The sequence below is a fragment of the Flavobacterium sp. FlaQc-47 genome (assembly GCF_044006475.1).
In the GTDB taxonomy this organism is placed as follows: domain Bacteria; phylum Bacteroidota; class Bacteroidia; order Flavobacteriales; family Flavobacteriaceae; genus Flavobacterium.
In genome coordinates, this window is sequence record NZ_JBIPCQ010000003.1 from 180994 (window position 1) to 201684 (window position 20691).

Annotated in this window: 15 protein-coding genes and 1 riboswitch; of the genes, 14 read left to right on the forward strand and 1 reads right to left on the reverse strand. The window is 34.0% G+C overall.

Annotated elements, in window-relative coordinates:
* Positions 1-138 precede the first annotated feature (138 nt).
* From ACHRVX_RS10415 to ACHRVX_RS10480, 14 genes are all read left to right on the forward strand, one after another.
* A complete protein-coding gene (locus tag ACHRVX_RS10415; RefSeq protein ID WP_194658110.1) occupies positions 139-720 on the forward strand; it encodes a bifunctional precorrin-2 dehydrogenase/sirohydrochlorin ferrochelatase in 582 nt (193 codons plus the stop codon).
* Positions 721-963: 243 nt separating this feature from the next.
* Positions 964-2016, forward strand: a complete 1053-nt coding sequence (locus ACHRVX_RS10420) for an NAD(P)/FAD-dependent oxidoreductase (RefSeq protein WP_395331913.1) — start codon at positions 964-966, stop codon at positions 2014-2016.
* A 148-nt stretch (positions 2017-2164) separates the two neighbouring features.
* Complete coding sequence (locus tag ACHRVX_RS10425) at positions 2165-2392, forward strand: hypothetical protein (RefSeq protein ID WP_395331915.1); 228 nt, start codon at positions 2165-2167, stop codon at positions 2390-2392.
* 44 nt (positions 2393-2436) lie between these two features.
* Positions 2437-2676: a type II toxin-antitoxin system RelE/ParE family toxin gene (locus ACHRVX_RS10430; RefSeq protein WP_395331917.1), complete on the forward strand. Its 240-nt coding sequence runs from the start codon at positions 2437-2439 to the stop codon at positions 2674-2676.
* Positions 2677-2877: 201 nt separating this feature from the next.
* A riboswitch (SAM riboswitch) is annotated at positions 2878-2992 on the forward strand.
* Positions 2993-3317: 325 nt separating this feature from the next.
* Entirely contained in the window at positions 3318-4322 is a 1005-nt protein-coding gene (locus ACHRVX_RS10435; RefSeq protein ID WP_395331919.1) for a homocysteine S-methyltransferase family protein, read from the forward strand.
* A 24-nt stretch (positions 4323-4346) separates the two neighbouring features.
* The gene (locus tag ACHRVX_RS10440; protein WP_395331921.1) at positions 4347-4667 is read left to right on the forward strand and encodes an NTF2 fold immunity protein; all 321 of its coding nucleotides are present in this window, start codon (positions 4347-4349) and stop codon (positions 4665-4667) included.
* Positions 4668-5042: 375 nt separating this feature from the next.
* The gene (gene metH, locus ACHRVX_RS10445) at positions 5043-7718 is read left to right on the forward strand and encodes a methionine synthase (RefSeq protein WP_395331923.1); all 2676 of its coding nucleotides are present in this window, start codon (positions 5043-5045) and stop codon (positions 7716-7718) included.
* Positions 7719-7825: 107 nt separating this feature from the next.
* Positions 7826-8782, forward strand: a complete 957-nt coding sequence (gene metF, locus ACHRVX_RS10450) for a methylenetetrahydrofolate reductase [NAD(P)H] (protein ID WP_395331925.1) — start codon at positions 7826-7828, stop codon at positions 8780-8782.
* A gap of 239 nt (positions 8783-9021) precedes the next feature.
* Positions 9022-9675, forward strand: a complete 654-nt coding sequence (locus tag ACHRVX_RS10455; protein WP_395331927.1) for a class I SAM-dependent methyltransferase — start codon at positions 9022-9024, stop codon at positions 9673-9675.
* A 168-nt stretch (positions 9676-9843) separates the two neighbouring features.
* Positions 9844-11067 carry a dicarboxylate/amino acid:cation symporter gene (locus ACHRVX_RS10460; RefSeq protein WP_395331929.1) on the forward strand — a complete coding sequence of 408 codons (1224 nt, stop codon included), beginning with the start codon at positions 9844-9846 and terminating at the stop codon, positions 11065-11067.
* Between the two features lie 123 nt (positions 11068-11190).
* Positions 11191-12594 (forward strand): pyridoxal phosphate-dependent decarboxylase family protein, encoded by a 1404-nt coding sequence (locus tag ACHRVX_RS10465; RefSeq protein ID WP_395331931.1) that lies wholly within the window; start codon positions 11191-11193, stop codon positions 12592-12594.
* Between the two features lie 286 nt (positions 12595-12880).
* Positions 12881-15262: a TonB-dependent receptor domain-containing protein gene (locus tag ACHRVX_RS10470; RefSeq protein ID WP_395331933.1), complete on the forward strand. Its 2382-nt coding sequence runs from the start codon at positions 12881-12883 to the stop codon at positions 15260-15262.
* 49 nt (positions 15263-15311) lie between these two features.
* Complete coding sequence (locus ACHRVX_RS10475) at positions 15312-16535, forward strand: DUF4374 domain-containing protein (protein ID WP_395331934.1); 1224 nt, start codon at positions 15312-15314, stop codon at positions 16533-16535.
* 134 nt (positions 16536-16669) lie between these two features.
* Positions 16670-17830, forward strand: a complete 1161-nt coding sequence (locus ACHRVX_RS10480) for a PepSY-associated TM helix domain-containing protein (protein WP_395331936.1) — start codon at positions 16670-16672, stop codon at positions 17828-17830.
* 283 nt (positions 17831-18113) lie between these two features.
* Here ACHRVX_RS10480 and ACHRVX_RS10485 read toward each other — a convergent pair whose 3' ends face one another.
* Entirely contained in the window at positions 18114-20237 is a 2124-nt protein-coding gene (locus ACHRVX_RS10485) for a TonB-dependent receptor domain-containing protein (RefSeq protein WP_395331938.1), read from the reverse strand.
* Between the last annotated feature and the right edge of the window lie 454 nt (positions 20238-20691).

Consider the following 20691-nt stretch of genomic DNA (forward strand, 5'->3'; position numbering starts at 1 on the left):
GAACGCATGGTAATAACGTCAGGTTTCAATCCGATTTACCTATAGCATATAAAATCGTTTCAACCCGATGACACATGACATATTTTAATGTTGTTAAAAATAAATCATCTAATTTTGTTTAGATGAAAATAAATTAAAATGGAACAAAATGAATTATATCCAATATTTCTAAAACTTCACAATTTGAATGTTTTAATTGTTGGAGGAGGAAATGTTGGATTAGAAAAGCTCTCTTTTTTACTAAAGTCAAGTCCAAATGCAAATGTTGAGGTTGTGGCACCGGATTTTCACTTAGAAATTAAGGTTTTAGCTGAAAATCATCCTTCAATTAAATTGACCGAAGCAAAGTTCAAAAAGAAAATGCTCAAAAAACGACATATGGTAATTGCTTGTACCGATGATTTAAAAGTCAATAAAAGGGTATATGATTTGTCCAGAAAGCGTTATTTGATTTGCAATATTGCCGATACGCCAGATTTATGTGACTATTATTTAGGCGGAATCGTAACAAAAGGAAATGTGAAAATCGCCATTTCGACCAACGGAAAATCACCAACAACGGCTAAAAGATTAAGAGAGTTTTTCGAAGAAGTTATTCCGGAAGATATCAACCAAATGGTCGAAAACCTAAATGAATACCGGAAAACCTTAAAAGGTGATTTTGAAGAAAAGGTTAAAAGAATGAACGAAATTACCTCTTCATTAAAAAATAAAGAATAGTAAGAGTTCCGGAGGAACGTTTCATATTGTAGCGTCGGGTTTCAACCCGATGGAGGAGGAACGATTTATATTGTATCGTTAGGTTTTAATCTGATGATTTCGGAGGAAAGGTTCATATTATAGCGTCTGGTTTTAACCCGATGAAAAAAGATTCACAAAGAAAACGATGATAAAAATCATTTGATATTAGAAGATATTATTCGTTTCTTTGCATTATTAAGAATGATTATAAACAACAACATAATGATTAAAACAGATATACTGATAATTGGAGCAGGACCAACAGGTTTATTTGCCGTTTTTGAGGCAGGATTATTAAAATTAAAATGTCATATCCTAGATGCTTTACCACAAGCAGGAGGGCAACTTTCAGAGTTATACCCCAAAAAACCTATTTATGATATTCCTGGTTTCCCGGAAGTTTTAGCAGGAGATTTAATTGATAACCTGCAAGAGCAAATTAAACAATTTGAGCCAGGTTATACATTAGGTGAACGTGCTGAAACGATCGACAAGCAAGAAGACGGAAGTTTTATTGTAACCTCAAATAAAGGAACAAAATTTCACGCACCGGTAATTGCTATTGCAGGAGGTTTAGGAAGTTTTGAGCCACGCAAACCACTTATTGAAGATATCGACTTTTATGAAGATAAAGGAGTAAAATATTTCATCAAAAATCCGGAGAAATTCAGAGATAAAAGAGTTGTAATTGCAGGAGGAGGAGATTCAGCTTTAGACTGGAGTATTTTCCTTGCAAATGTAGCATCAGAAGTAACTTTAATTCACCGTAGAAACGAATTTAGAGGAGCTCTTGATTCTGTAGAAAAAGTACAGGAATTAAAAACATCCGGAAAAATAAAAATGATTACTCCGGCAGAAGTAATCGGAATCAATGGTGCTGAACACGTTGAGTCATTAGATATTGAAGAAAACGGTGCACACCGTAAAATCGAAACAGATTTCTTTATTCCACTTTTCGGATTGACTCCTAAATTAGGTCCAATTGGAGACTGGGGATTAGAAATCGAAAAAAATGCAATCAAAGTAAACAACGCATTAGATTACCAAACAAACATTCCTGGAATTTTTGCCATTGGAGACATCAATACATATCCTGGAAAATTAAAATTAATCCTTTGTGGATTCCATGAAGCAACTTTAATGTGTCAGGCAGCATACGGAATTATCAATCCCGGTAAAAAATACGTCCTTAAATACACAACAGTTTCAGGTGTAGACGGTTTCGACGGAACTCGTAAAGAAGCGCCAAAAGCAGTTGTTAAGGCGATAGTTTAATCTAAGGTTCTAAGGGACTAAGATTCTAATATTTTATATAGAAGCTCAAACTTTAAAGTTTGGGCTTTTTTTAAGCTTAGTAACTTAGAACATTAGCATCTCAGAACCTAAAAAAACGTACCTTTGGGTTATATAAATTTTGATTATCATGAATTTAGAAACGAGAAAATATCAGTTTATTCAAGAATTGGTTAAGGTTGAGGATGAACGTATTTTAGAAAAACTTGAATTGGTTTTGAAAGCAAATCAAAGCGATTGGTTTGATGAATTATCAGATTCGGAGAAAGCTGAAATTCATATTGGACTAGATCAGGCTGAAAAAGGTGAATTTACAAGTCATGAAGATGTCATGAAAAGATTTACAAAATGGCATTAAAATTTATTTGGACTTCATAAGCTGTAAAAGGTTTTAATAAGGTTATGGATTACTTAGAAGCAGAATGGACAGCGAAAGAAATTTTAAATTTAGAAAATAAAATTCAACAAGTTATCAGTCAAATCAATATTAATCCAGGGCAATTTCCAAAATCGATAAAAAACAAATCTTTATTTAAAGCGATTGTAGATAAAAATAATTATTTAGTCTACAAAATTAATGATCAGTCCAATATTATTGAGATTATTAATTTTAGAGGAACAAAACAAAAGCCTAAGCACTAAATCATCTTTGTAAATCATATCGCTCCGCTGGAGCTTTTAATTCAAACAAAGCATTAAACTCAGCATCTTGGTCCCTTAGCAACTTATTCTCTTTTTTTAAGCTTTAAACCTTAGCAACTCAGAACCTCAGAAACTTAAAAAAAAAACACTTGCAAATAGCAAGTTCATTTCATACATTTGCACTGTTCTTAAAATTATTGAAAGTTATCACGAAAGGCGGAGGGATAGACCCAATGAAACCTTAGCAACCCTTTATCATAAAGAAGGTGCTACATTCTACTTAATACTAATTCATAGTATATAAGATAGATAACACAAATACATAAAAGTATTTTCCAAAACTCTTCCTGACAAACTACAATATTATTTTACTGAATTCAGTATTATGAGCGAATCATTGACGCATTTTTTGCTGTCATCGTTCCCGCTGTACACAATATCTTTTATTCTGAACCCCAGAATAAAAGGATATTTGCTTCCATCGGGGCTAGTTAGCGTATAATAGTGAATTTTTGGAATTAATGGGAATCAAAACGCATATACTAACAGCTTTTTAAAACCTGTTAGGTATGTTTTAATAATAGAATAAAAAACTTAGCATCTTAGTACATCAGCACCTTAGCAGCTAAAAGACAAAAGAAATGGCAATAACAATTCAGGAAGCAATAAAAAAAAATATCCTAATCCTTGATGGAGCAATGGGAACAATGCTGCAGCGCTATAATTTCTCGGAAGAAGATTTTCGTGGAGAGCGTTTCAAAGATTTTCCACATCCCTTAAAAGGAAACAACGATTTACTATCCATAACACAACCACAAGCGATCCGCGATGTCCACGCCGCATATTATGAAGCTGGTGCAGACATCGTAGAAACCAATACTTTTTCAGGAACTACGATCGGTATGGCCGACTATTTCCTGGAAGATTTGGTTTATGAATTAAACTACGAATCGGCTAAAATTGCCAGAGAAGTAGCCGATGAATTCACCGCTAAAAATCCGGACAAACCACGTTTCGTTGCGGGTTCAATCGGGCCAACAAACAGAACCGCAAGTATGTCGCCAGATGTAAACGATCCGGGTTATAGAGCGGTAACGTTTGACGATTTGCGTATTGCGTACAAACAACAAGTAGAAGCTTTAATGGATGGCGGATGCGATTTACTTTTGGTAGAAACTATTTTCGATACACTAAATGCAAAAGCAGCACTTTTTGCAATTGAAGAAGTAAAAGACGACCGTAATATCGATATTCCAATCATGGTTTCAGGAACAATTACCGATGCTTCAGGAAGAACACTTTCAGGGCAAACGGTAGAAGCTTTCCTGATTTCAGTGTCACACATTCCGTTATTGAGTGTTGGTTTCAATTGCGCTCTTGGAGCCGATTTGTTGAAACCATATCTTAAAACATTATCACAAAATACTAGTTTTAACGTTTCGGCGCATCCAAATGCAGGTTTGCCAAACGCATTCGGACAATATGATGAAACACCCGAACAAACTCAGGCTTTCATCAAAGAATATTTAGACGATAATTTAATCAACATCATTGGCGGTTGTTGCGGAACAACTCCGGATCATATTCGACTGATTGCTGAGGTGGCGAAGGATTATAAGCCGAGAGTTGCGCCAGTCTTGGCATAACCTTCTTGAAGTTTAAAATTTAAAATGAAGAGAATTTTGTTTGTGTTTGTTTTAATGTTAATTAGTTGTAATTACACAACGGATACAGTTTTTGAGAAAAGTATTAAATGTGAAGATTGTTTAGTTACAAAAGAGGAAACAGCTGTAGGAATAGCAGAGCCTATTTTGTTTGAATCATATGGTAAAGATCAAATAGAAGATCAAAGACCTTATACGGTAACAATTGAAAATGATTCTATTTGGCATATTGAAGGGACTTTTAATAAAATTGGTTTTGGTGGTGTGTTTGATATTAAAATCTCAGCAAAAAATGGTAAAGTTCTTTATATGATACATGGAAAATAATTCGAAGCAAACGCTTTTTAGAAAAGTTCCGAAGGAACTCCGGCTAGCGCGAGCTTCTAGCTCGTGAACGCAAAGAAAGATTATTGTAAGAATTTTATAATTGGAATCTGCACGAGCGTGAAGCACGCGCTAGCACAATAAAAATAGAATTAAAATCTCGGGAAAAACATAAAATTTCTTATGAAACCGAGTTTGCGTGAGGGATAGAAGAGGATAGCCCACAGCCTGACGAAGGAAGTGCGAGGACTAGAAACGGATAGCCCGACCCGGAGGGACACGCCCAAAATAAGATTGTAAAAATTAAAGGTATTAAAAGCCTTATAACATATAAAACTCAGAACCTAAACAAATTAGGAACTCAGTAACTTAGAAAAAATGGCAGAAAACAGAAGAGACCTTGTATTAGCAGGATTAGAACCGTTGATTATTACGCCAAACAGTGTTTTTGTAAACATTGGCGAGCGTACGAATGTAACAGGTTCGCGAAAATTCCTTCGCTTAATCAAGGAAGAGAAATATGACGAGGCGCTTGATATTGCAAGGCAACAAGTAGAAGGTGGAGCACAGATCATCGATATTAATATGGATGAGGGAATGCTTGATGGTGTTCAGGCAATGACAAAATTTTTGAATTTAATTGCATCAGAACCGGATATTTCGAGAGTGCCGATTATGATCGACAGCTCGAAATGGGAAATCATCGAAGCAGGTCTTAAAGTAGTACAAGGAAAAAGTGTTGTAAACTCGATCTCGTTGAAAGAAGGTGAAGAAGCCTTTATTCACCATGCCAAATTAATCAAACGATACGGAGCTGCGGCTATTATCATGGCTTTTGACGAAGTAGGTCAGGCGGATAATTTTGAACGTCGAGTAGAGATTTGTCAGCGTTCGTATGATATTTTGGTTGATAAAGTTGGGTTTCCTCCACAGGATATTATTTTCGATTTGAATATTTTCCCAGTTGCAACCGGAATGGAAGAACATCGCTTAAATGCTCTGGACTTTTTTAGAGGTACAAAATGGGTTCGTGATAACTTGCCACATGCCCATATTAGTGGTGGAGTAAGTAACGTTTCGTTTTCTTTTAGAGGAAATGATCACGTTCGTGAAGCGATGCACTCGGTGTTTTTATACCATGCGATTCAGAACGGAATGACAATGGGAATCGTGAATCCGGAAATGCTTTCGATTTATGATGATATCCCTAAAGATTTATTAGAACATGTAGAAGATGTAATCCTTAACAGACGTGATGATGCGACTGAACGACTTTTGGATTTTGCGGAGAATGTAAAAGGCGAGGTAAAAAGTGATGAAAAAGCGATTCAGGAATGGCGTTTAGGTACGGTTCAGGAACGTATTACGCATTCGTTGGTAAAAGGAGTTGATGCTTTTATTGAAGAAGATGTTGAAGAAGCTCGTTTGGCCGCTGTAAAACCTATTGAAGTGATCGAAATCAATTTGATGACGGGAATGAACGTGGTAGGAGATTTATTTGGAAGCGGAAAAATGTTCTTGCCTCAGGTTGTAAAATCGGCACGTGTGATGAAAAAAGCCGTTGCTTATTTGTTGCCCTACATTGAAGCCAGCAAACAGGCCGGCGACAAGCAGGGGAATGGAAAAATTTTGATGGCAACTGTAAAAGGCGACGTTCACGATATTGGTAAAAATATCGTTTCGGTGGTTTTGGCTTGTAACAATTATGAGATTGTTGATCTTGGTGTTATGGTGCCTCCGGAAAAAATTATTGCCGCTGCGATAGAACATAATGTTGACATAATTGGACTAAGCGGATTGATTACGCCTTCGCTTGACGAAATGGTCTATTTGGCAAAAGAATTAGACAAACAAGGAATTAAAATCCCAATTATGATTGGTGGAGCAACCACTTCGCGTGCGCATACCGCCGTGAAAATTGCGCCTCAATATAGAGAAACTGTAATTCACGTAAACGATGCTTCGCGCGCCGTTACCGTTGCAGGAAACCTTTTAGATCATAACCGTAAAATATATGCAAGCGATATTCGTGCTGATTATGATGCGTTTAGGGAAACGTTTTTGAATCGTTCAAGAGACAAAAACTTCCTGACAATTGAACAGGCACGTAAAAATAAATTACAATTGGATTGGGCTGAATATACACCAACCAAACCAAAAGTAATTGGTAAACAAATCGTTGAAGTTGATCTTGATATTTTGGTTCCGTATATCGACTGGACGCCATTTTTTAGAACTTGGGAATTGTTCGGGAAATATCCGGCGATTTTGACAGATGAGGTTGTGGGTGAAGAAGCGACTTCTCTTTTTGCGGATGCTCAGGCAATGCTAAAAGTAATTTTAGAAGAGAAAAAACTGTCTGCAAAAGGAATTTACGGAATTTTCCCTGCAAATCAAATTGATGACGATGATATTGAATTGCGTGATGAAAACGGAAAAGTTTTGGAGAAATTCCTAACACTTCGTCAGCAATCACAAAAAACAAAAGGAGCGCCAAACATCGCTTTATCTGATTTTATCTTACCAAAAGATTCTGGTATTACAGATTATATGGGAGCTTTTTGTGTAACAACTGGATTTGGTGTAGATGAATGGGCAGCCGAATTTGAGAAAGATTTGGATGATTATAATTCGATTATGGTAAAAGCATTAGCCGATCGTTTTGCAGAGGCTTTCGCCGAATATCTTCACGAAAAAGTACGTCAGGAATTCTGGGGTTATGATCCGCAAGAATCGCTTTCGACAGAAGATTTAATCGAAGAAAATTACAAAGGAATTCGTCCTGCGCCAGGATATCCTGCTTGTCCGGATCATTTAGAGAAACCAACAATCTGGAAACTCTTAAACGTAGACGAAGAAATTGGAGTAACCTTAACAGAAAGTATGGCAATGTGGCCGGCCTCTTCAGTTTCTGGATATTACTTTGGAAATCCAAAAAGTAAATACTTTGGACTCGGAAAAATAAAAGAAGATCAGGTGGTAGATTACGCCAAACGACGCAATGTACCAACAGATTACGCCATGAAATGGTTAAACCCTAATATAGCAGACTAATCCCCACCCAACCTCCCCAAAGGGGAGGGCCAAAAAGAGATAAAAAAATATTGTTCAATTAAAATTACCCGAGTTCTCCCCTCCTTTGGAGGGGTCGGGGGAGGATCATGAAAGTAACACAACATATAGAAAACGCCAAAGGAAATACATTATTCTCATTTGAAATTATTCCGCCTCAAAAGGGGAAAAGCATTCAGGAATTATACGATAATATTGATCCGTTGATGGAGTTTAATCCGCCGTTTATTGATGTAACGACTTCTCGCGAAGAGTACATTTATATTGATAAAGGCAACGGACTTTTAGATAAAAAACTGACTCGTATGCGTCCGGGAACGCTTGGAATTTGCGCTTCTATAAAACATAAATACAACGTAGATACTGTTCCTCACGTACTATGCGGAGGATTTACAAAAGAAGAAACTGAATATCTTTTGGTAGATTGTAACTATCTTGGAATCGACAATATTATGGCTTTGCGTGGTGATGCCATGAAAGACGAACAATATTTTATCCCGAAAGCCGGAGGAAATGATTATGCGATTGATTTGGTGAAGCAAATTAATTTATTAAATCAGGGAAAATATCTTCATGAAGTAATGGATATCGACAACAAAGCTGATTTTTGTATTGGAGTTGCCGGATATCCTGAGAAACATTTAGAATCGCCATCATTGCAATCTGATTTAAAGAGGCTGAAAGAAAAAGTAGATGCAGGAGCTGATTATGTAGTGACACAAATGTTTTTTGACAATTCAAAATATTTTAATTTTGTAGAAAAAGCCAGAGAAATGGGCATTACAATCCCTATTATCCCTGGAATTAAGCCAATCGCGGTTCAAAGACATTTACAGGTTCTACCACAGATTTTCCGCATTGATTTACCGGAAGATTTAATTCATGCAGTAGATAAATGCAAAAATAACGCAGAGATTAAACAAGTGGGAATTGAATGGGCAATTCAGCAATCATTAGAATTAAAAGCTGCCGGAGTTCCTGTTTTGCATTATTATTCAATGGGAAAATCTGAGAATATTCGCCAGATTGCGAGCCATCTTTTTTGATTTTATTTCACCATTAAAAAATTAAGATTATGAAGTGTGGGCTTAATTTTTTAATGATAAAGAGAATAAAAGTTTTTAGGAGCTATTTCCAGCTGTCCGCTATATCTTTTGTGGTGAACCCCACCACAAAAGGATGCCGCTCCCATCTGGGCTAGGATATCAGGAGTTAAATTAAGATCTCTATTAGGTATTCGTGAGTTGGAATTTGGAATTTTTTAATTGGAATTTAATTTTAAATTATGAAACAAGAAGAATTACAAGCAATAGCTTCTCAGCTCAAACATCCAACGGGACAAAAAGGAACCGAAATGGGTCATATGATGAATGAAACCAACATCAACATGACGCTTCATTCTATTCAAAATCTAAATATAATATCAGGAAATACCATTTTAGAATTAGGACATGGAAACGCGGGACACGTAGAATATATATTCCAACAAGCTGAAAATATTAAATACTACGGACTTGAAATGTCTGAATTAATGTTTCAGGAAGCGCGTCAGATTAATCGAAATTATGTATCTCAAAAGCAAGCTTTCTTTTCACTTTATGATGGGGATATAATTCCGTTTCAAGATGCATATTTCGATAAAGTATTTACAGTAAACACCATTTATTTCTGGCAGGAACCTGAAAAATTACTTTGGGAAATTTACAGGGTTTTACAGCCAAAAGGAATTCTGTGCATCACTTTTGCCGAAGAGAGTTTCATGAAACAATTGCCATTTACGCAATTTGAATTTGAACTTTACACCACGCAAAAAGCTGAAAAATTAATGGAGAAAACATCTTTTACAATCATTCATAAAGAGACGTTGACAGAGAAAGTGAAAACAAAAACCGGTGAATTAGTCGACAGGGCTTTTACTACTTTAGTTTTAGAAAAATAGCTAATTAAGTGCCTAATGTTTCGTTTTAACTCCTGATCTCATAAATTAACACAGATTAAAAAAATCATTTAAATCTGTGGCATTAAAAAAATAATTTAGCATTCTATTTTTGATTACTTTAATTAATTCTTATTTCACGTTTCTATTCCAAATCATATACGACTAATTATGGAGGTTAAAAAGATCAATTTTCTAAAAAGTTACAGCAGTATTTTACTGCTTCTGGGCGGGATTACAGTTGGAAGTATATTTGGATTAATTTTTAAAGAGAAAGTTGCCGTTATAAAACCTATTGGAGATATATTTTTAAACTTACTTTTCACGGCTATTATTCCGCTTATTTTCTTTACAATCGCTTCTTCAATTGCCAGTTTAGAAAGGACAGAAAAATTAGGAAAATTGTTCATTATCATGATAACCGTATTTGTAAGCACGGTTCTGATTTCGGGAATAGTGATGATTGTTGCTGTTTATATTTTTCCAATTCATCAAAACGTAATCATTTCTAAAGTTCCTTTAGAAAATATTCAATCGGGAAGTATTGGCGATCAAATTGCACAATTATTGACCGTAAATGATTTCTTCGAATTATTGTCCCGGAAAAGTATGCTGGCATTAATTATATTTTCTTTCCTTATAGGCTTTGCAAGTTTACAATCCGGAGAAAAAGGGAGTGCTTTTAGAAGTTTTCTGGATTCAGGAAACGAAGTAATGAAGCAGCTTTTAAACATGATTATGAAATTAGCTCCACTAGGTTTAGGTGCTTATTTTGCTTATCAGGTCGGTGTTTTCGGGCCACAATTATTCGGGATTTATGCCAAACCATTAGGAGTTTATTATGGAGCCTGTGTTTTTTATTTCTTTGTATTCTTTAGTTTGTACGCTTTTGTAGCAGGAGGAAAAAGAGCTTTCAAAGTTTTCTGGATCAATAATATTACACCGTCATTAACAGCAGTTGGAACATGTTCAAGTATCGCAACAATTCCCGCAAATCTGGAAGCAGCCGAAAAAATGGGAATCCCTAAACATGTTCGCAATTTGGTTATTCCGTTAGGAGCCCCATTACATAAAGACGGTTCAAGTATGTCATCCATCTTAAAAATCACCTTTCTTTTTGCCATGTTTGGGAAAGATTTTACATCTCCGTCAACCCTACTTTTAGCATTAGGAATTACAGTAATCGTTTCAATTGTAGAAGGCGGAATTCCAAACGGAGGTTATATAGGAGAAGTTTTAGCAATCACCGTTTATGGATTACCAATGGAACAAGCTTTGCCGGTAGCTATGATTCTGGGAACTCTTGTTGACCCAATAGCCACTTTATTAAATGCAAATGGTGATGTTATTTCTTCAATGTTAGTTTCTCGATTTTCTGAAAGGACAAAGTGGTAAAAAACTTTACAAATAAACCTCAATCCTAAATCAAATAAATTAAAAATCAGTGTCAATCTGCTTAAGCAGTTCAATTTGTGGACTAAATTTAAGCAATCAATGAGGCACATTAAATAGCATAAAATGAATTCAGTACTTCAGCACGATCTTCATGATCTCGAAAATATACTTAATGAGGCCAAACAACAAGGAATAGATTTTCTAAACAATCTCGAAAACATTCCAACTTCAAATAAAAATTCAATTGATCCCACAAGGAATTTAAATAAATTAGGTTTAGGATCTTTAGCCACTTTAAAAGAGTTTAATGAACGATTAGCGCCATTAATGGTTGCTTCGTCCGGACCAAGATATTTAGGATTTGTTACAGGAGGCTCAACTCCGGCTTCAATTGTGGGCGATTGGCTGGCAACAGTTTACGATCAAAATACACAAGCTGTAAAAGCACAGGGAGGAACTTCGGCTTTGATAGAGTTTGAGACAATTAATTTGTTATTGCAATTATTAAACTTGCCAAAATCATTTTTTGGAGGATTTGTAACTGGAGCTACAATGTCAAACTTTACTTGTTTAGGCGTTGCAAGACAATGGTTTGGTGCTCAATCAGGAAAAGACTTTGCAAAAAACGGAATATCTGAAACCATCAATATAGTAACCGCAACTCCGCATTCTTCTTCTATAAAAACATTGTCAATGTTAGGTATAGGAAGTAATAATTACACGACAATTAAAACTATCGAAGGCAATCGTGAAGCAATTGATATAGACGATTTAGAAAAAAATATTCAAAGTTTGAATGGTAAACCTTTTATCTTAATATCTAGTGCAGGAACAGTTAATACAGCAGATTTTGATGATTTTGAAGCCATTGCAAAACTAAGAGAGAAATATCATTTCTGGTGGCATATTGATGCTGCTTTTGGCGGATTTGCAGCAGTATCAGATAAATTCAAACATCTTGTTAAAGGATGGGAAGGAGCTGATAGTATCACCATTGATTGCCACAAATGGCTCAATGTGCCTTATGAAAGTGCTTTTTATTTAGTTAATGAAAAGCATATGAGTTTTCAGGTAGAAACTTTTCAAAATTCGAATGCACCCTATTTAGGAAATCCATTAGAGAATTTTAATTATCTGAATGTATTGCCGGAAAACTCACGTCGTTTGCGTGCTTTACCAGTTTGGTTCTCATTATTGGCTTACGGAAAAGAAGGTTTTCAGGACATTATAGAAAATAGCGCAGCGTTAGCACTACATTTTGCAAATGCAATTATAGAAGATGATAATTTTGAACTTCTGGCACCAATCCGATTAAATAATGTTTGTTTTACTTTAAAAGGTAATCAGAATCAGGAAAATGTAAGTAAGTTTTTAACTCTTTTAAATGATAGTGGAAAAGTTTTTATGACGCCAACAGTTTATCAAGGACGTAAAGGAATCAGAGCTTCGTTTGTAAACTGGCGCACAACCGAAAATGACGTTAAAATTATTATTGAAGAAATTAAGTCTGTGTTTTCAAAAATGTAAATTTTTATACTCTTTTTTGAAGTCCTGTTTATTTATTAGACAGGACTTTTTTTTGCTTTATTTGTAAGTTTTTTTACAAAATACTTCGCGGATATTTAACTCTTTTTACACTTAATTTTAAGTAAATATTAAGCTAAAATTAATTTAATATTAAAATACATTTCATTTTTTGAAGATAACTCAATGAAAAAGTTAATTAGTATTCTTATTTAGAATAATTAAAAATAACTTGCAAAGTGCATATATAGAAGTTAATTTTGTGCCAAATTAATTTCAACTTTAGGTAATGAAAATAAATAGAATATTTATCTTAATCTTAGTAATCTTAACCTCAATTCAGGGTTTTTCACAGAATAACAAAGTAAAATTAACCGGCGTCATTTTAGAAAACAGCGGTCAGCCTTTAGCAGGTGTTTCTGTAGTTTTAAAGGGTACTGCTTATTCAACATTAACGAATGATAATGGTGAATACGAAATTTTAGCAGAACCATCGACTTACCTTTTGTCTATTACTTCTGTTGGATATAAATCAAAGCAAATAAAAATTAATTTAAAAGAAACAGATCAAATAGTTCCAACTCTCACTATTGAGGAAGATATGGCTGCGTTAGATGAAGTTCAGGTTAAAGGACTATCGAAAGTAACTAAAATTAAAGAATCTGCTTTTCAGGTTAATGCAGTTGATACCAGATCAATGGCTAATATTACATCTAATTTGAGCCAGGTGTTGAATAAAACGACTGGAGTAAAAGTTAGGGAACAGGGAGGTATGGGTTCTGATTTTGATTTTTCTATCAATGGTCTTTCCGGTAGTGCCGTAAAGTTTTTTATAGATGGTGTGCCTTTGGATATTATGGGAAGCTCAATGGCGTTAAACAATATACCGGTTAATTTATCTGAAAGAATTGAAGTATATAAAGGAGTAGTTCCCGTGAACTTAGGTTCTGATGCTCTTGGTGGTGCTGTAAATATTATTACGAATCATCAAATATCAGATTATTTTGATATGTCGTATAGTTTCGGATCCTTTAATACGCATAGTGCATCATTGACAGGTCAGGTTCGTAATGAAAAATCAGGACTAACTTTTAAAGCTTCTGGTTTCTTCAATTATTCTGATAATGATTATAAAATGAGAGATGTACAGGTAATAGAAGTGATTAACCAGGATAATTCTCGTTTTGTTACTGGTGATTTTAAAAGATTCAATGATCAGTATAAGGCGGCTATGGGGCAGGCGGAACTGGGTTTTGTTAATAAATCATGGGCTGATACGTTTTTTATTGGAGGAAGTTATTCGGCAACAGAAAAAGGAATACAAACAGGTACTAACCAAGATGTAGTATACGGTCAGGTACATAGAGGTGGAGATGCATATTCATTTTCGCTAAGATATTTAAAAAAGAATCTGTTCACAAAAGACCTTGATTTAAGCTTTTTTTCTTCCTATTCAGACGATCAATATACCGTTACAGATACTGCATTTAGAAAATATTATTGGGATGGAAGTTATGTACAGACTACTTCTTCAGAAATGGGAGGGCCTGCAACTAAATGGAATATTCAACGTCCAAAATATTTTATAGGATCGAATCTTAGTTACAAAATAAACGATAATAATTCTTTAAGTCTTAATTATACTTTAGATAAAGTTGAAAATAATACTTATAACGAATTGATTAGTGACAAAGATCATAATCCGGGGAAACTGACAAAAAATATTATAGGATTATCCTATCAACAGAATTTCCTGGAAGAAAAACTGACCAACACATTTTTCGGGAAATATTATGGTATGCTGTTGCAACAGCCTTTTGCTATTACTGATTCAGGAAGTGGAGCGGGTGAAACGGTTAAAGATAATAATGGTTACACCGGATATGGAATTGCTTCGCGCTATAAAATAACGCCATCTATAGGGGTAAAAGCATCTTATGAAAAAGCATATCGTTTACAAAGAGTAGATGAAGTATTTGGTAATGGATACTCGGTTGTAGCCAACCCGGGACTTAATCCAGAAAATAGCAACAATTACAATGTGGGCGCTTATTGGAAAAATGAAGCCGAAAATCACCACTTTTTTGTTGAAACCGGAGGATATTTAAGAAATGCTAAAGACTTTATTTCCGCAGTTGTTTATCAGTCTAATAGCCAGATAAGCAGATTCGAGAATACCTCAAATGTTCTTATCAAAGGAGTTGAGGCAGATATCAAATACAATTATCAGAATAAAATAAACGCAGGAATAAATTTCACTTATCAAAGCACAATTGATAATACGAAATATCCTAATGGATCAAATTCAGGAACAATATCAGCAACATACAAAGATGATTTGCCTAATAGACCGTGGATGTTTGGTAATGCGAATTTAGGATATAGAAAAGCTGACTTTATAAAAAAAGGAAATAATCTACAATTTAATTGGGATTTGCAATATACACACTGGTATTACCTTACTTGGGAAAACTATGGTACAAAAGAAGGAAAAAGTATAATTCCTGACCAATATATACAAAATGCATCTGTTTCGTATTCTATGAACGAAGGAAGATATAATGTTTCGTTAGAGTGTAACAATTTAACAAACGATTTGGCTTATGATAATTTTAAGCTGCAAAAACAAGGACGCTCTTTTTCGATTAAATTTCACTATTTCTTAAAATAACCCCCGAACGAACTTTTATTTAATAACTATATAAAAAAATATTTTAAACATGAAACAATTTATTAAACCCTTTTATTTTCTATTTCTAAGTACATTGATTATGGGTACAGCTAGTTCTTGCTCCAGCAATGATGATTCTGGCAGTACTGCTGATGATGGAAAAGCTGATTACGCACTTTGGCTGCAATTAGGGAGCTGGCCCAATACAACTCAATACATTGTAGGAGTTGATGATTTATCAAAAGGCAGTGTAAGTTTAGTAGGTAATGGTGCCGAAGTTACAAGCAAGGCAGATTATGGAATTATTGCTAAAAATGGCTTTTACTACTATCCAAGTACAAGTTCTAACTTTGGTAAAATGACCAAATTCGAATTCAAAAACAATCAATTAGCTGTTGTAAAAGAAGTTCCTTATACGTATCAAAAAGCCATAAATTGTTATACTTGGGTAGATGACAATACATTATTATTGTTTGGTACAAATGGTGATGGAAACAAAGTATTATATACTGTTGTAAATGCCACAACGCTTGAAATTAAAAATGGAGAATTGGCTTTGCCTGCAATTCCAACAGGATATAAAACTTATAATCAGGGTAATATTGAATATTCAAACGGAAAACTATATGTAGCATTCTCAAACATGGGGGTTTGGCCGGCACTTGCAGAATCAGGAATGAATATTGCAGTAGTAAATTATCCAAGTTTTGCTGTTGAAAAAATTATCGAAAGCGCTGATGCTGATGGTAATGGAGGATCTAATATGTGGATGCCAACATCTTGTACAGATGAGGCTGGTGATGTTTATATGATGTTTTTTGCAGATTGGATGACTGCTAAAGAAAGTCCAACAAAAATATTTAGAATTAAAAAAGGTACAAGTGCAATAGACGCTTCTTATAATTTTAATCTTGGTACTGCTTTAGGAGGAGAAACTGCTAATGGATTTTGGTATGTGGGTAATGGTAAAGCTATTGTTAAATACGTAGATTCAAAAATAGTAGCAGCAAGTCCTTCTACATTGTTTAATACTAAATTTGCTTTAATCAATATAGCTACAAGCTCGGTAATTCAAAAATTAGATTTACCTGCAGACAAAGGAAGTCAATTGCAAAATGTAATTGTATCTAATGGTAAAGTATTTATTCAGGTGAATGCTGAAACCACTAAAGATTATGTTTGGGAAGTGAATACTACAACAGGCGCTGTAACTCCGGGTGTAGAAATTATAGGTGGTTACGATTATATTTTACGTTTAGATAATTTGAAATAATCTAAATAAAATACTTGTTTTTTTATTTGATTAATTGGTTCAATTACTATCATTAAATTAAAATACTAAATTATTTTTTGAACCACAAGTCATTTTGATGGCTTGTGGTTTTTATCTTTTATACTCTTTTAAATATGTTTTCTTCATCGTCATCAAAAAATCAAAAAAGTAAAAAATCGCGTTTCAGCAAAATCAACGCCTGGCTTCATTTATGGCTTGGCCTGGCTTCAGGAATTATCGTGTTTATTATGGGAATTACCGGTTGTATTTTGGTTTTTGAACAAGAAATAAAAGCGCTAACATCGCCGTATTTAAATGTCGAAGCTCAAAATCCGGACAAATTATTACCGCCTTCAAAAATTTATGCTGCTGTGCATAAAGCATTGCCCAATAAAGAAATTCATGGACTCTGGTATAATGGTTTAGACAAATCAATTAAAGTTGATATCGAATCAGATTCCTTGATTTATGTAAATCCGTATAACGGTAAAATTACCGGAATGGTTCATCATGAAGATTTCTTTCATTTTATGGATGAAGGACATCGTAATCTTTGGCTGGATCGTGAGATTGGTTCTCAAATAACAGCCTGGGCAACAGTAATTTTTTTCTTCTTGTTGATAAGCGGATTGATACTTTGGTTTCCGAAAAAATGGAATAAAACCACCCGAAACAGTAGTTTTAAAATAAAATGGGATGCAAAGTTCAAACGACTGAATTATGATTTGCACAATGTAATGGGATTTTATACACTGATTTTAGCCATGCTTATTGCTTTTAGCGGTTTGTTGATGAGTTTTCATTGGTTACGTGAAAGCACCTATTGGATAGCTGGTGGATGGGCAGATGAAAAGGACAAGAAAGAACAAGTTGCTGCAACTAAAAAAGACAATTTATCGAAACAAGAATTAGATAATTTGGCCGGAGCCGATTTTATCTGGAAAAAGGTAAGAACAGAAATTGCCAAAGAAAATAAAGAAGCCGTAATCATTCATTTTCCGGATGAGCCCAAAGACGATTTTTACGCTTGTACCGATATGAATAAAGGAGTCTGGAGAGATTTATATTTTAATTCACAAACATTAGAATTACTTCCTAATTCGCATAAATATATCAACGACGAACGTTTTTCAATGTGGTTAATGCGATCTAATTATAGTCTTCATATTGGTGCAATAGGAGGAATAACCACTAAGATTATTTATTCTATGGCTAGTTTAGTATGTGCCAGTTTACCTGTTACCGGGTTTTATATCTGGTGGGGAAGAAAGAAAAAACAAAAATTAAAAATGTAACTCTGAGTTTATTTGTTTAACTTTTTCTTGTTTAATAAGTAAGATAACAATGAGTAACGAATTGTTTATAGAAATGATTTTTGTCTGACAATATTGAATATATAGCAATAAAATAAAAAAAATAAATCAGCATAAATCCATTTAAATCCGCGTCATAAGCGTGCCATTCTTCACAATATTAACTAATTGATTTATTGACTAAAAAAAGAGCCCGCTAACTACAACAGGCTCTTAACTAACATCAAAAAAAACAAAAAACAAGGGAAACTAAAGACTCAAAATATTAGATTCTATATGTAAACGCTATCGTAGCAATACGGTTATCAAGATCATATCTTTTATTGATACTCGTTTGTGCTATAACCGAATTGATGTGGAAATTATTAGTGTTGAAAATATCGGTAACATTCAATTTGATATTTCCTTTTTTAGCAAGTACCTGTTTCGAAATCCCAATACTGAAATCAAAAAACGAATCTCTTTCATAAATACCAAGATTCGATTTTGACTGGTATTGTGCATTTGCTTCGGCTTTCCAGCTTTCAGTTATTGTAAATGAATTTTGTACGCTTAAATTCAAAGTGATTATTGGGTCAATTTTTTCTGTATTGACGACATTGCCCATAAATTTATTTTCGAAAATATTAAAAAGCGTATTGACGGACCACCATTTATAAATTTCGGCTGTATTGGTAATATTCACACCGTAATTGTATGATTTGTCTACATTGATTTGTGATGTAACCGTAGTATTATCAGCAGGATTATAAACGTAAACTTCTGTAAATACATCTTTGTTTTTACTAAAATATAATGAAGCCATAAAAGCACTTTTCCACGCATAACCAATCTCTGCTGAATGTGTAATTTCAGGAACTAAATTAGGATTTCCCTGAGAATAGTTGAATGAATCATCGTAGAAACGAAACGGATTCAAATCGAACTGGCTTGGTCTGTTGATTCTTTTACTGTAGGATGCATGAAGCGAATGATTGCTGCTCAATTCATATTTCATGGCAACACTTGGAAACCATTTTAAATAATCGTCTTTATGCTCTTCATTCAGCGTTTTTTGTAAAATGTTTATTGCAGTATATTCGGAGCGTAAACCTGCCTGAATATTCAATTTTTCCATTTGATATTTATAGTTGGCATAAGCCGCATAAATTTGTTCCTTATATTCAAAATGATTGGTAGAGTTAAGATCAACAATCCATTGATTATTTGTTTTGTATTCGTAAACAGATGGATTATCATTGTTTTTAACGCTGGCTTTAAATCCCCATTCTATAGATTGCTTTTCCTTTAATGGATTTGTAAAGTCAATTTTTCCGGTAAAAACTTTTAATTGTGATGGGATAAAACCTCTTCGGTCATTAATAGCATTTGCATTAGAAGCGTCTATGTTTGTAGCACTCTGAAACTGATTTGACCTGAATTTTGAAGTTTCATATTCAAAATCAAAAGACATATTTTTTCCTTCAGTATTAAATTTATGAATTCCGGAAAAAGCATAAGTGTAATCATTCCATTTCTCTTTGCTGTCGTTGTAAGTTGAAGCATCAAATTGAATTTCATCTAATGCATTTACTACTGTATTTCGACCATTAGCAATGTTTTGGTACCGACCTAATTTTGCATCAACATAAAATTCTAAATTAGTTTTAGGAGTGATTTCATAAGTAGTTCCTATCTTAAAATTGTTTGAAGTCAAAGGTTCATCCGTAGTCGAAGTTTGATGATTTTTTATCAAAATGGTTTGACGATTTGCATCAGTATATTGATTTTGATCGAATTCTTTACGTTCTTCTTCACCTCTAAAAGTGTAGCTGTAATTTCCGTAAACACCAAATTTTTCTTTGTTGTAGCTTAAGTTGGCACCAGAATTTGTTCTGTTTTTTCTTCCTCTTGCGTAATTGGTAAAAACAGTTCCTTTAAGTCCGCCGGCATTTGGTTTCTTTAATATGATATTAATAATTCCCGCTTTTCCCGTTGCATCATATTTAGATGAAGGATTTGTAATTACCTCAATTTGTTTAATATTCGATGAGGTAGTAGATTTTAAATAATTCGCCAGTTCCTTTTGAGAAAGCTGCGTTAATTTACCATTTATCATGACGCCAACGCCTTGTTGTCCGCGAATAGATAATTCGCCATCCTGAGACACTACAACTCCCGGAGCGCGTGATAAAACATCTAATGCAGTTCCGCCTTCAGACACAATACTATTTTCAACATTAAAAACCAATCGATCTGATTTTTGAGTATATAAAACTTTCTTTTTTGTAATTACAATTTCATCTAAAACATTGATAGAGGTTTCAACAATACTGTCGGTTTCTTTTTCTGTTTGTGAGTATCCATAAACCGAAAATGCGAGCATAATTGATGTTATAAAATTCTTCATGATATTAGATTGTTTTTTTGGGAATTAATAATTGATTTTAATGCAATCCACTTTCAATTGTTTAAAACAGTCTCGCTCTATTTTAAAACAATTCGTTCCAGTTTATCAGAAAGTTTTTCGCGAAAGCGCAGAATACGGCTTATTAGCTTATGAAAACAGGTTTTGATAAATCGGAATACGGAGTACATCGAAGTGGTATTTTTGAAGTTTCAGTTTTCAAATATAACACTATTTATATCAAGTCTAAATAAAAATAATTAAAATTTGGCAGAAAAAAATATAACCTATTGATAATAAGTTATTCGCAATTTGATAAAAAATATGATATTTAAAATAAATGAGGAATTTGAGACAAAAACTCAGTAAATAAAGGTGTTCTTTATGACTAAGAAGGAAGGTAAAATAATAATTCCAATACTTTTTAGTTTTAAAAAAGTATTGGAATTATTCTAGA